General features: G+C 39.6%; 11 protein-coding genes and 1 tRNA gene. 4 read left to right on the plus strand and 8 right to left on the minus strand.

Annotation, left to right across the window (positions count from 1 at the left end; genetic code table 11):
- Window positions 1–4: 4 nt before the first annotated feature.
- From LFUMFP_RS07720 to LFUMFP_RS07730, 3 genes are all read right to left on the minus strand, one after another.
- Complete coding sequence (locus LFUMFP_RS07720; protein ID WP_106483378.1) at window positions 5–1,372, minus strand: Na+/H+ antiporter NhaC family protein; 1,368 nt, start codon at window positions 1,370–1,372, stop codon at window positions 5–7.
- A gap of 101 nt (window positions 1,373–1,473) precedes the next feature.
- Window positions 1,474–1,896, minus strand: a complete 423-nt coding sequence (locus LFUMFP_RS07725; RefSeq protein ID WP_106483379.1) for an RbsD/FucU family protein — start codon at window positions 1,894–1,896, stop codon at window positions 1,474–1,476.
- Between the two features lie 50 nt (window positions 1,897–1,946).
- Complete coding sequence (locus LFUMFP_RS07730) at window positions 1,947–3,119, minus strand: iron-containing alcohol dehydrogenase (RefSeq protein WP_106483380.1); 1,173 nt, start codon at window positions 3,117–3,119, stop codon at window positions 1,947–1,949.
- Between the two features lie 607 nt (window positions 3,120–3,726).
- Between LFUMFP_RS07730 and LFUMFP_RS07735 the strand changes: the two genes are divergently transcribed.
- Window positions 3,727–4,368 carry an L-fuculose-phosphate aldolase gene (locus tag LFUMFP_RS07735; protein WP_106483381.1) on the plus strand — a complete coding sequence of 214 codons (642 nt, stop codon included), beginning with the start codon at window positions 3,727–3,729 and terminating at the stop codon, window positions 4,366–4,368.
- A gap of 153 nt (window positions 4,369–4,521) precedes the next feature.
- Here the strand turns inward: LFUMFP_RS07735 and argS are convergent, their stop codons facing one another.
- The 4 genes from argS to LFUMFP_RS07755 form a co-directional block, all read right to left on the minus strand.
- Window positions 4,522–6,213: an arginine--tRNA ligase gene (gene argS, locus LFUMFP_RS07740; protein ID WP_025083161.1), complete on the minus strand. Its 1,692-nt coding sequence runs from the start codon at window positions 6,211–6,213 to the stop codon at window positions 4,522–4,524.
- A gap of 256 nt (window positions 6,214–6,469) precedes the next feature.
- Entirely contained in the window at window positions 6,470–8,407 is a 1,938-nt protein-coding gene (locus tag LFUMFP_RS07745; RefSeq protein ID WP_106483382.1) for an ABC transporter ATP-binding protein/permease, read from the minus strand.
- Window positions 8,408–8,512: 105 nt separating this feature from the next.
- Window positions 8,513–8,947, minus strand: a complete 435-nt coding sequence (locus tag LFUMFP_RS07750; protein WP_025083159.1) for a VOC family protein — start codon at window positions 8,945–8,947, stop codon at window positions 8,513–8,515.
- 140 nt (window positions 8,948–9,087) lie between these two features.
- Window positions 9,088–9,158 (minus strand) — tRNA-Gly (locus tag LFUMFP_RS07755).
- A gap of 140 nt (window positions 9,159–9,298) precedes the next feature.
- Here LFUMFP_RS07755 and LFUMFP_RS07760 point away from each other — a divergent pair.
- The 3 genes from LFUMFP_RS07760 (at window position 9,299) to LFUMFP_RS07770 (ending at window position 12,325) form a co-directional block, all read left to right on the plus strand.
- Window positions 9,299–9,505 (plus strand): hypothetical protein, encoded by a 207-nt coding sequence (locus tag LFUMFP_RS07760; protein ID WP_025083158.1) that lies wholly within the window; start codon window positions 9,299–9,301, stop codon window positions 9,503–9,505.
- A gap of 183 nt (window positions 9,506–9,688) precedes the next feature.
- Window positions 9,689–11,197, plus strand: coding sequence for an APC family permease (locus LFUMFP_RS07765; RefSeq protein WP_106483383.1), 1,509 nt, complete (start codon window positions 9,689–9,691; stop codon window positions 11,195–11,197).
- A gap of 216 nt (window positions 11,198–11,413) precedes the next feature.
- Window positions 11,414–12,325, plus strand: a complete 912-nt coding sequence (locus LFUMFP_RS07770; RefSeq protein WP_106483384.1) for an alpha/beta fold hydrolase — start codon at window positions 11,414–11,416, stop codon at window positions 12,323–12,325.
- Here the strand turns inward: LFUMFP_RS07770 and LFUMFP_RS07775 are convergent.
- Complete coding sequence (locus LFUMFP_RS07775) at window positions 12,309–13,097, minus strand: Cof-type HAD-IIB family hydrolase (protein WP_025083155.1); 789 nt, start codon at window positions 13,095–13,097, stop codon at window positions 12,309–12,311. The two genes, LFUMFP_RS07770 and LFUMFP_RS07775, sit on opposite strands and share 17 nt — an antisense overlap.
- Window positions 13,098–13,143 lie beyond the last annotated feature (46 nt).

Below are 13,143 nucleotides of genomic sequence, written 5' to 3' on the forward strand. Positions count from 1 at the left end.
ATTTTTAAGATTCTAATCCTGATTCTTCTTTTAATTGTTCGAAATTTTCATACCCTTCATCTTCACCTTTAATTTTAGGGAAATTAATGAAGATAAATAGTAAACTCATAATCAATGTCAAGTAGCAATACCATACCCAAGGCATGATAGATACAGGTGATACTTTTGCCATAGCCCCTGCGACTAATAGTTGACCTGCATATGGAATAATACCTTGTACGTGTGTCGAGAACATAGAAAGAATCGTTGATACACGTGATCGAGCAAGCTTAAATTTCTTACCAATTGTAACTGCCATCGGACCAACAGCTACAATGGCGATGGTATTATTTGTGGTGGCGACACAAAGTAAGATAATCAATAAACCAATCGATAATTCAGCGCCATGCTTGGTTTTTGTATTTTTGCTTAATTTATCAATCAACCATTGAATACCGCCTAAATATTTCATCATTTCAACTACACCACCGACAAAAATCGCAATCATTGCCATTTCTTCCATGCCGGCCATACCTTTGTTGACATAAGTCATAGAACTAATCCACCCGAAATCTCCGTGCATAACCCCAATCACAATCCCTGATAAGACACCGATAATCATAACTGGCATTACACTTATTCCAATTAATGAAAGAACAATAACCAAAGCATACGGAATAATATTAACCAAATTGAAGGTGTAATTAGCACCTAAAGATACTTCTTTGATGGGATACAATGCCAACATTACAATATTAATAACCAATGCTGGCAGATAACACAAAATGTTTAATTTGAATTTTGATCGCATCGTCACTGCTTGAGATTGAACTGCAGCAATTGCTGAAGCAGAGATAAAAGACATGTTATCCCCAAACATTGCGCCACCTACAACAATCCCAGCCATTAACGCTGGGTTGACCCCAGTTTTGGCTGCGACATCGACAGCTACTGGCATTAACGCTGCAATGGTACCCATTGAAGTGCCCATTGCAAAACTTAAGATACAACCTACAATGAAGATCCCTGGTAAAACCATACTTTGGGGTAAGATACTTAACCCAAGATTAGTCACGGATGAAACCGCATTCATTTTCGAGGCAACACCTTGAAACGCACCAGCCATAATGAATATGACAACCATCATCATTAAGTTTGGTTCGCCACCACCTTTACAAAATTTCATAACTTTCTGTTGGAAAGAGAGCTTCTTTTCGCCTTTTGCTGGTGGTAATGCGAATGAAATAATTCCGGCAATAGTCATTCCCACTAATAACGGCATACTATCAAATTTACCACTAACCAATCCAGCCATGATATATAACATTAAGAAACCGATTAATGGTAAAAGGCCTGCAAATGACCCTTTGACTTCATTTTCTTTTGTTGACATGCATAAACCTCCTTCAGTAGTTACACAAATAATTCTATGATCAAATTAGTACTAACAAATGTCGATTAAGTTTATCAAACTATCTTTATTCATCTAGCATCTTATGCTGGACGAAACCCAACTGTTAAAATAAGACATCCATATGCTCTAAGCTCGCCGGTATTGATTGCAAGCTTAATATTTTCCATACTTTTTGCTTTTTCATAAAATTCAAACCGATCGATCTTTTCTAATGGCACCGTCGGTAGAATTTCTCGGAAATCTTCAAAGATAGTTGGTTCTGATTCCGTTGTCTCTGGGGACATAACAGCCATTGATTCAAAATTAATGGCTGTCTTTAAAACTTCTAGAACCGAAGAAACCGATGGAACGCCCGCTTCTAATCCTAGATATACCTTTTTTGCATTTATATTGGTAGCAGATGCTAATGGATAATTGCCATCAACAAGCAAAATATGATCACCGTGTCCACATGTTGCCAACGCACTCATTATTTCTGGGTGAATTAATTTAGATTTCAGCATAGTTAACTCCTTTGATAAGCCTTAGATTTAATTAATTATCATAATTTAACTTAGAATGCTCTATTTAAAATTTCAACAATATCATTCACATACAATTTCTGATAGTGACCTACAGGACTTTCATCATTATGTGTCGCCCTTTCAGCCATCTTTTTAAATTGTTTTTTGTCTTCTATTCCTAGTGACTGTAAAGAATCTTTCATTCCAAGTTCCTTGAAAAACATTCTGAATTCACCAATCAGAATCTTAATTGCTTCATCCTCACCAACTACTTGAGTATTGACGCCAAATAATCTAGCTGCCAATTGAACAAATTTATCGGGATAATTCTGACTAGTATATTCCATCCAGGCCGGAGTCACGACAGCCATCCCTTCACCATGAACAACACCATATTCAGCACTAATCTCATGTTCAATACGGTGTGAACCCCAATCTGGTTCGCGACCACATTCTAAGAAATTATTATGAGCAGTCACCGCGGCCCACATAATCTCTGCTCTTAATTGATAGTTTTCTGGATCTTTCAATAATTTTTTAGCTGTATTCATCAACGAATACATTACAGATTCCAATAACCGATCCGTTAAATCAACATCTTTCACTAAAGTAAAGTATCGTTCTAACATATGCGACATAATATCGGAAATTCCTACACCAGTTTGATATGCTGGTATTTTTTGAGTATAGACAGGATTCATAATTGTAAAACTAGGAATAATTAAACTCGTCTCAACGCCTAATTTATAATTGTCGTTGTCTATAATAGTTGCATTGGACATTTCAGACCCAGAGGAAGCCGCCGTCGATAAAACACCAACTGGTAACGCATTTTCAACAACTGCTTTTCCAGCAAAGAAATCCCAAGGATCTCCATCGTACAAAGCTCCAAATGAAACAGCTTTTGCAGTATCAATAACAGAGCCGCCACCAACTGCCAGAATAAAATCAATCTTTTTATCTCGAACTAAATCACATAATTGACGAACTAATTTAATTTGAGGATTAGGAACTACTTCACCACATTCAACGTATGAGATGCCTGACTTTTTAAATTTCGTTCTAATCAGTTCAGAAATCCCTAAAAAGTTATAATAATCGCCACTGTATAAAACAAGTGCATTTTTATGTTTACTGTATTGTGCTGTTAAATCACCAACTAATTCTTCTTGACCTTTCCCAAAATATATATGCGCTGGATTATAATAATCAAAATTTTGCATACATAGACCTCCTTTTATTTTTCTGTAACATTACAACTTTTACTAACTACTTATGATTAATATGCAATCGCTGATATGACCTCCTTTTAAAATAACCACACGCCATCCGCTTTTAGAAATCGCTTTCATTTAACAAACTCATATTATCAATTATTCTTTATAAAATCAATGTTTTTCTTTGTTTTTTATTTATTTTTTTTGGTTATTGCAATATATTCGGCTTCATCAGTTTGTATGATCACTTAGATAGTCGTATTGCGTACGTTATTCATTAAATAAATAAACCTTATTTTTTAAGTATTTCTTTCTATTCTAATTTCTATACAATATCATTACTTATATATCTCCGGGACTGTTAAGGCACAAGTGCTTAGTTACAGTAGCCATTTTAGGATATCCAACAAATTTCATTGTATACACATATTCAATATGCTGACCATTCAATATCTCTTATTGCTTACATATCTTAGAATAAATCAAATTATATATTCCTTATTTAAAAACATCAAAACAAGAAAAACAAAGAAAAACATTGATTTTATAAAAAATGCCTGATATTATGTATTTGTGAACTACGTATATTACGAATAGAAAGCTGGAATATAAAGTGAAATATTTAAACGAACGGAATCAAATTGTCGAATTTGGAAAAAAATTAGTTACTGAACGACTTACCACCGGTACCGGTGGTAATATCAGCATTTTTATTCGTTCTGATAATGTCATGTTGATTAGTCCTAGCGGTATTCCATATAACGACACTTTACCTGAAGATATCGTTGTTATGGATTTAAATGGCAATATTTTAGAAGGTTCTAAAAAGCCTTCCAGTGAATATGCAATGCACTCAATTTTTTATAGAAAAACTGCTAATATTAACTCTGTTGTGCACACACATTCAGATTACGCTACCGCAATTTCCTGTCTGCATGAAGATATCGAACCCTTACATTATATTATTGGTTCTGTTGGTGATAAAGTACGTTGCTGTAAATATGAAACGTTTGGTTCTTCAAAATTAGCCGAAGAGGCCTATCTAACAATGCGCAATAATAATGGTATTTTATTAGGTAATCATGGTGTTTTGGCAGTAGGACCAACTTGTGCTGATGCTTTTTCGGTTGCAAAAGATATTGAATTTTTGGCCAAACTAAAAGTCCATGCTGAATCTATCGGCAAACCTGTTCTATTAAATGATGACGATATGAAAATTGTTAAAGAGAAATTTAAAACCTACGGACAACAATAATTAATTAGCAATTTAGCCTATAATTATCGTCTAAGGATTTACACATTTAAATATTTTTTCTAATCAATAAAAAATAGCTTATTATGACCCAAAAAGTCATAATAAGCTATTTTTATTTATACGTATAAACTTCCTATAAGTAGCGCTAGTACGCTACATTTCCTTCGGTGCTTGAACGCCTAATAGATCTAAGGCCGTTTCTAAAACGGTACTGACACTCTTAACCAATGCCAACCGTGCGTTGCGTTGGTCGTCATCCGCTAAAATCTTAGAATTTGCATAATATTTATTGAAAACTTTGGCTAAACGTAACGCATATTTAGCGATTACTGATGGTTCGTATTCCTTGCTAGCACGCACAATGACGTTCGGGAAGTTATTCAACATTTTTAAAACATCCCAAGCATTGCTGTCGGCAACTACTAATTGATCGTCAGCAACGACTTCTTGGTTGGCTTTGCGTAAAATACTTTGCGCACGCGCATTCGTGTATTGTACGTAAGGACCGGTTTCGCCTTCAAAACGCACCACTTCTTCCAAGTTAAAGTCGAAATTATCTAAACGATCATTCTTCAAATCATGGAAAATAACCGCGCCAATCCCGACTTGCTTGGCTACTTCTGCTTTATTCGGTAAGTCAGGATTCTTCGATTCAATTTGTTGACCGGCTAATTTCACCGCATCGTTTAAAACTTCTTCCAACAAGATGACCCGACCACTCCGGGTTGATAATTTCTTACCCCCTTGCGTAATCAAACCAAATGGAATGTGATGAATATCGTCTGACCAGTCATTGCCCATTTCTTTTAAAACAGCTTTTAATTGGCTGAAATGTTCACGTTGTTCGCCACCAACGACGTACAATGATTGCACAAAATGGTAAGTATCATGCCGATACATCGCAGCCGCTAAATCACGTGTCATGTAAAGCGTGGCACCATCTGATTTTCTAATCAACGCTGGGTTTAAGTTATAAGCCGTTAAATCAACAATTTCAGCGCCGCGGCTTTCTTGCAATAACCCTTTAGATTCAATCGCATTAACGACCGTATCCATCTTATCATTGTAAAAAGCTTCACCATTGTATGAATCAAATTTAACGTCCAACATGTCGTAAATCTTTTGGAATTCTTTTAAGGATTCACTTCTGAACCATGACCATAATTCAGTGGCTTCTTCATCGCCACCTTCTAGTTTTCTAAACCAAGCACGCGCTTCATCATCCAATTCAGGATGTTCAACGTCTTCTTGATGGAACTTCACATAATATTTCAATAAGTTAGTGATTGGATCTTCTCTAACAGCTTCTTCACTACCCCATTTTTTGTAAGCCACGATTAACTTACCAAATTGCGTGCCCCAATCACCTAAATGATTAATTTTAATGGGTTGATAGCCTACTTTAGTTAAAATTTTGGCAATTGAATTACCAATCACGGTTGAGCGTAAATGACCCATTGAAATTGGTTTGGCAATGTTAGGTGATGACATATCGATTGGTACGTTACCGCCTTGGCCTAAATCACTTTGACCATAGTTACTCATTTCAGTTAAAACGGTTTTTAAGATTTGATCACTAAACGCCGCTTTATCTAAAAAGAAGTTAATGTAAGGGCCAGTTGCGACCACTTTTTCAAAATCAGTCGCGTCAATTTCAGCGACTAAATCTTGGGCGATTTGTTGAGGCGCTTTATGCAAACTCTTCGCCAAAATGAAGGTTGGAAAGGCATAGTCCCCTAAATCTGACGTCTTAGGGGTTTCAATTAATTTTTCGATTTGGGCTAATTCTAATGTCTCACCTAAAACTGATGCTAACGTATTGGCCACTTGTTGTTTAAAATCCATGTTAAATTCCTCCTTTAATTTCCGAAAAAAAAGTCCCTTCCAAATAAATGAAAGAGACGAGATTTCCCGCGGTACCACTCAAATTGATCAATCGATCCACTTTAAAGTATGCAATTGTTCAATCAAAAGCGCGCCACATCAGTTTGATTATTCGGCTTACACAATCCCGAACTCGCTAGTAATCGCCACTGATATTATTCTTTCGACTGTTCTATCTTGACCCTAGTATAACCAATCCGAATTAATTTTTCAACTATTATTCAGCAGCCAACGCTTCAATTGGATCTAACTTCGCCGCTTTACGGGATGGCGCTAATGCTGCCAGTAAACTAATCAGAATACTGATGACAATTCCAAAAATAATATAACCACTTGAAATATCAACAATCGCCATATGCGTTAACGGTTTCGCAATCGTATTGACAATCACTTGGCCGACTCCCGCGATTAAAGCACCGAGGACACTTGATAATAGACCAATCAAGAACGCTTCCGAAACGAATAAATGGCGAATATCTTTCTTGCGCGCACCAATTGCCCGTAGAATGCCAATTTCTTTGGTCCGTTCAGAAACACTGATGTATAAAACAACAATAATCATAATCGCAGAAACTAAGAGTGAAATACCAGCAATACCCGCTAAGACATAGAAGGCTAACATCAAATAAGTGTTGATCGAGTCTAAAATCGCACCGACCCCCGTAATTTGATAATCTTTATGCGCTTTGCCAGCAACTTGGCTACTATAAGTCTTAATCTTATTTTGCACCGCTTTAACATTCGCCGTTTCATTAATCGTCACCGCGGCAAAATTCGGGGCAAACTCTAATTTTTGAGCAGCGTACATCGCCGCTAGTGTGTTGTAATTAATTGCGTCCGTGCCGGATTTAATAATTCCCGAAACTGTCAACGTCTTTTTCATTTGAACCGGTTGTTGATTCTTCGAAAGCGCGTTGACGTAAACCGTAATCGTCCGGCCGACCATCTGTTTATAATGTTTATTCAATTCCTTAGCGGTCGCTTTGGTTAACAGAATTTCATCTCGCCCAGGTTGATGACCAACCGTAATGTCTGACACCCGTTCGGTCTTATTAAAAGTTTGGAACATTTGAATCGTAGTCCGCTTCTTTAAATAATTAACCTGGACCCCTTGTGCGAAAAAGCCTTTTTCAACTTTTGTTACATTCTTAATCTTTTTAAAACGATTTAAATCTTTCGTTGCTAAATCTCCGGTATCACCAGCTTCGGTCTGTTCTTTGGTGATATTTCGAGCCACTTGGACCGTATTCGGATTAACTTGTGACGAGACCTGATCATTGATGTAGCCGGTCACTCCTTGTCCCAGGCCCAGCATTAAAATCACCGAGAAAATCCCAATCGATGCGCCAAAGATAATCAACAGATTGCGTTTAATATCGTAACGCATGTGTTGCATCGCCATTTTAAACGCCGATGCAAAGCTTAACGGACTATTCTTCTTTGTAGCAACTTCTGCTGGCGCTGGATAAGCCACCTTCAATGACTTGTCATAATCAATTTGACCATCAACCATATGAACGACGCGCGTGCCGTGATCCGCAACTGCTTGGGAATGCGTGACGGCAATCACCAACTTACCATCTTCAGCAATCTTTTGGAGAATTTCGAGAATCTCCGCGGTATTTTGGCTATCCAACGCCCCCGTTGGTTCGTCGGCAATAATCACATCGGGATTGGCCGCTAGTGCCCGTGCAATTGCGACTCGTTGTTTTTGGCCCCCCGACAATTGATTAGGATGTTTATGTACATGGTCTTTCAACCCAACTTGTTCGAGCAAAGCGGTGGCTTTAGCGACCCGTTCTTTGTGCGATAAATTAGTCATTTCGAGTGGCACCATCACATTTTCCAAATTGGTTAAATGACTGATTAAATTAAAACTTTGGAAAATAAAACCAATCGTCTGACTCCGGTACGCATCAAATTTCTTTTCAGACGCATTTTTAAGGGATTCACCGTTGACGATTAATTCACCATCGTATTGGTGATCTAAGCCGCCAATAATATTTAATAAGGTTGATTTACCACCACCGGATTCCCCCAAGATGGAGACAAATTCGCCTCGATCAAAATTGAGATTAATCCCCTTTAAAACTTTAAATTCTTCTTTATTCACGTAATATGACTTGTGAATATTTTTGATTTCTAACAATGTCATTCGATTCACTCCTGCCCATTCAATCGCCTAGAGTTTAAGGCGTTTACTACAGTCATTACTTTACCAAACCACTAATTGGGACACAATCCGCCTAAAGTCTTAACCCTACTGAATAATCAGCATATCATTGGCATCAAATTGCCAGTCCTTGGAGTAAGCCACTTCCCAATAATAACCGTTCAACTCTTTAAAATAGCCACTGTAACCACCCCAGTCGCCCCACGTCAGGGGTTTCACTAAAGTGGCACCGTTGGCCAACGCCCTTTGAAAGACACGATCAGCTTCGGCTACACTCTTCGTATTATAAGCGTAGGTCACGCCATTAAACGTCGTCGGCATTGGGTTCTCCGCTGCATCAAGACCGATATCGGCCAACAACGCTTCGTACGGAAAGAGTTCCAGTTTAGTGCCAAAGTTATTAAAAAAAGCAATCACATCAGCATGTTCGCTAGCCGGTTCATTAAAACCAAGTGCTTGATAGAATTTACGAGACGCCGTTAAATCTAAAACGCCTAAACAAATTAAATGGATGCTATTCATCAATTTGACCCCCTTGATTAGTTGTGAACCCATTATAACTGATAAGGTTTCAAAAGACGATGCTTCGCACTCTGACTAGCACAAAAAAACGATTACCCCCAAAATCGGATAATCGTTTTTCACTTATACTGTTTTATAGAAGCGAGTGACGGGAATCGGACCCGCGACACAAGCTTGGGAAGCTTGAATTTTACCACTAAACTACACTCGCATACCGCTTTAGTACTTGCCTAGTATAGCATATTATTTCGATTTTGTGCATATTTTTTTAAAAAACCGGTTCAAGGACTTAACAAAGCGCTACCCGATAAGGTATACTAAGGTCATTAAGCTAAGATTGGAGTCCTATTGATGGTAGATACGCGTGAAGAAACACCAGTTGCCACTGAATCAACGACAACTGCTTTTCATTGTCCAGCATGCCAAGCCGCTATTGATTACGGTATCAAGCGTTGTCCTACTTGTCAGACTGCCATTTTCTATCGCGATATGTCTGAATCATTTTGGAATGATCGTAAAGTTAAATTACTCAAACAAACCGACGCGATTCATCGCTAAGCCTTAATTTATACAAGCAAATTAGTAAACCACTATTGATAGTGGTTTTTTTAGTGTCCGATTTATTTTAAAATCGCGAACGTCACTGCTGACAAACGATTGGTGGCCCTTTCTTAATCCGATTGCCATTTGTATCCCCCCTAATTGGTTGCTATAATAGCTCACCATACACAGGAGGTTGCCATGTTAGAGAAAAACAAAATGAGTTTATTTAGTTTGGTCATGTTAGGCCTCAGCTCAATTATTGGTTCAGGATGGTTATTTGGTGCTTGGGAAGCGACGACCGTTGCCGGACCGGCCGCCATTATTTCTTGGATTGTCGGAGCAATTGTGATTGGCGCCATCGCTTTTAATTACGTTGAACTCGGCACCATGTTCCCCGAAAGTGGCGGCATGAGTCATTACGCTCAATATAGTCACGGTTCTTTATTAGGTTTTATCGCCGCTTGGGCCAATTGGACCAATCATTTTATGCACAATAGCGCGATTTCAAATCGCGGATTACTCGTCGTTTTCCTATTTATTATCGTCTTTACGTTACTTAATTTTTGGTCAGTTAAATTTCTGACCCGTTTCACGAGCTTTATCGCCGTCTTTAAATTGGGTGTGCCGCTCTTGACGATAATCTTATTGATTTCAACTGGTTGGCATCCCGCTAATTTTGGTCATTCAATGGCGACTTTCATGCCGTATGGTTCCGCTAAAATTTTTGCGGCCACTTCGGTATCGGGGATTATCTTTTCCTATAACGCCTTTCAAACCGTGATCAATGTCGGCAGTGAGATTCAAGATTCCAAACGCAATATTGGGCGCGGCATTGCGATTTCACTCGGCATCAGTATTGTGATTTATCTATTATTACAAGTCACCTTCATTGGCGCGGTCTCACCAACAATCATCGCCAAGACGGGTTGGCACGGGTTAAACTTTCAATCGCCTTTTGCCGATTTAGCAATTTTATTAGGGATTCATTGGTTAGCCGTCTTACTCTATTTAGACGCTTTTGTGTCCCCTTTTGGGACCGGCGTTTCGTTTGTTGCGTCTTGTGCGCGCACCTTTGCCGCCTTGAAACAAAATCAACACATGCCGGCGATCATCGGGCGCTTCAACGCCCAATACCATATCCCGCGGGTTGCGATGGTGATTAACGCGCTCGTTAGCATGTTACTCGTCTCGATTTTTAGAAGCTGGGGGACCTTAGCCAGTGTCATTTCAACGGCGACACTGATTGCCTATCTAACCGGTCCGGTCACCGCAATGTCCTTACGTAAAATGGCCCCGGATTTCAAACGGCCCGTTCAATCGCGTTGGCTCAAAGTCATGGCGCCTTTTTCGTTTGTTCTGGCTAGTTTAGCGACTTATTGGGCGATGTGGCCGACGACGATTAAGGTGATTGGCGTGATTCTGTTAGGGATTCCTTTTTACATCTATTATGAATACCGCCGCCATTGGCAAGATACTTGGGCGCAAGTTAAAGGCAGTTTGTGGCTCATTATCTATCTCGCATTGTTATCGGTGATTTCCTGTGTTGGTAGTACTGCGTTTAATGGTCGTAACTGGCTACATTATCCATATGATTTCGTCATCATCACGGTGCTCGCCTTAATTTTCTATTACTGGGGCGTCGTTAGTCGCTTCCGTTCACAATACTTTGCACAAGCCGAAGCGATTAATCAAACCGTTAAAGATTAAAATTAAACTGCTCGTTGCACACGCACCACTTAAAAAGGGGCATCCGCCAAAAATTCTGGCGAATGACCCTTTTTTATATTGCGGTATACAAAATTGTGCTTCTAACTACTTGCGATTGTTCAATGATGTATAAGCAGACTAGGTGCATTATTAATAATCTCTGCTAGAATGGGGACAATGGCAACAATGAAAGCCCTTTAAAGGAGGCAATAAACCATGCACGTTTTTAAAATTAACTCGACTAAAGCCGATGTCGAATTGCATACCATCCTTTGGGAACCGACCGACCAAACACCCGTCGGTATTCTCCAGATTATCACCGGTATGGCCGAATATATTGAACGCTACACCCCGCTAGCAGAATATCTAACCGCTCAAGGTTGGGTGGTTATCGGCCATGATCATCTGGGACAGGGTCATTCAGTCCAATCCCTTAGCGAATTGGGCTACTTCGGTCAAGATGGTGCAGCGACACTACTGGCGGATAGTTTAAAAATTGGTCAATTCGCTCAAGAACGTTATCCCGAACTCCCCTTGTTCGTTCTAGGCCATTCAATGGGCTCAATGCTCGCGACCCAGTATTTGAAACAAGCGTCCAGTCGATTAAGTGGTGTTATTTTCATCGGGGTAATTGACGTCCCCGCTGTTTTAAAAGTTGGCTTACCGGTCATCCGACTCATCGCTAAAAAGGCGCCACACAAACCGGGGAACGTCCTAAACCGGCTCGCTTTTGGCATCTATCCACAAAAATTTGATCGACGCCGCCCCTTTTCTTGGCTGAGTTACAATTTAGACAACGTTTCCGCCTATGAACAAAATCCCCTTTGTGGTTATACTTTTACCAACAATGGTTTTGCAACCCTCTTTACCATCGCGCAACAGTCCAGACAAACGGATTGGTTCGCCACAAATCAAACTTTCCCAATGCTTGTCTTAAGCGGCCAAGACGATCCGGCCGGTGGTAATGGTCGTCGGGCCCGCCAATTAACCAGTCAGTTTGATCAGGCGCAATTGACTGCCGCGACGGTCCAAATCTTACCACACACTGCCCATGAAATTTTACAAGAAACGACAGCCCCAATCACCTTCCAAAAAATTGCGTCTTGGCTATCTATAATAACTTCTTAATTTCTTTTAAAACCCCATAATTATCATTCGTATCAGCTTGATACGTCGCGTATTGCGCCATTTCAGGCGCCGCATTGCCCATTAGATAACTATATTTCACGGTTTGGAGCATTTCCTTATCATTATAAGTATCCCCAAACGCCATCATTTCGGTGGGTAAAATCTGGAAATGCTCAGCCAATAAATGCATGGCATGGCCCTTATTGACGCCTTGATTCATAATATCAACCCATTCGACGCCCGCGACCGTCACCGAATAATCACTGCCAAATTCTGGACCATAAACCTGTTCATAGAAGGCCTGGCTATTCTTTTCGGGGAAGTAGACGGTAAATTTATCCGCTTCAACCGTGACTTGGGTCAAATCATCAACGTATTCAATATTGGCATAAAATTGACGGAAGATGGCATCTGAATCTTGATATTGCCGTTCGATATAAGCAGCGTCCATCCCACAAATCATCCCGATTCCGGTCTGACTTTCATTCACAAATTGAACCATTCGTTGATAATCATTTAAGGGTAATAAACTCTTAAACAGGATTTCGCCTCGATAGCTGATGACGCCCCCGTTATCCCCGACATAACACATTTGGTCGGCTAATGTCGGAAACATTTGTTTCAGCGTATACAATGGACGACCACTAGCGGCGGTGAACAAGATACCACTTTCGGTCAACGCATGAACCGTTTCGACAAAATCGGGGGGCAGCTGCCCCTGTTCCGTTAATAAAGTATGATCCATATCGGATGCGATTAATTTAATTGCCATTTAGTAAACTCCTTCTCAATAATTACTTCTAATAATATAACGTTTA

It is taken from the genome of Latilactobacillus fuchuensis, from assembly GCF_900258455.1.
Taxonomy (GTDB): Bacteria; Bacillota; Bacilli; order Lactobacillales; family Lactobacillaceae; genus Latilactobacillus; species Latilactobacillus fuchuensis.

Coding starts and splice junctions, on each gene's coding strand:
- LFUMFP_RS07725 (WP_106483379.1), bottom strand. CDS start 1,896: ATGCTGAAATCTAAATTAATTCACCCAGAAATAATGAGTGCGTTGGCA.
- argS (WP_025083161.1), bottom strand. CDS start 6,213: ATGGATTTTAAACAACAAGTGGCCAATACGTTAGCATCAGTTTTAGGT.
- LFUMFP_RS07765 (WP_106483383.1), top strand. CDS start 9,689: ATGTTAGAGAAAAACAAAATGAGTTTATTTAGTTTGGTCATGTTAGGC.
- LFUMFP_RS07730 (WP_106483380.1), bottom strand. CDS start 3,119: ATGCAAAATTTTGATTATTATAATCCAGCGCATATATATTTTGGGAAA.
- LFUMFP_RS07750 (WP_025083159.1), bottom strand. CDS start 8,947: ATGAATAGCATCCATTTAATTTGTTTAGGCGTTTTAGATTTAACGGCG.
- LFUMFP_RS07720 (WP_106483378.1), bottom strand. CDS start 1,372: ATGTCAACAAAAGAAAATGAAGTCAAAGGGTCATTTGCAGGCCTTTTA.
- LFUMFP_RS07770 (WP_106483384.1), top strand. CDS start 11,414: ATGCACGTTTTTAAAATTAACTCGACTAAAGCCGATGTCGAATTGCAT.
- LFUMFP_RS07760 (WP_025083158.1), top strand. CDS start 9,299: ATGGTAGATACGCGTGAAGAAACACCAGTTGCCACTGAATCAACGACA.
- LFUMFP_RS07775 (WP_025083155.1), bottom strand. CDS start 13,097: ATGGCAATTAAATTAATCGCATCCGATATGGATCATACTTTATTAACG.
- LFUMFP_RS07745 (WP_106483382.1), bottom strand. CDS start 8,407: ATGACATTGTTAGAAATCAAAAATATTCACAAGTCATATTACGTGAAT.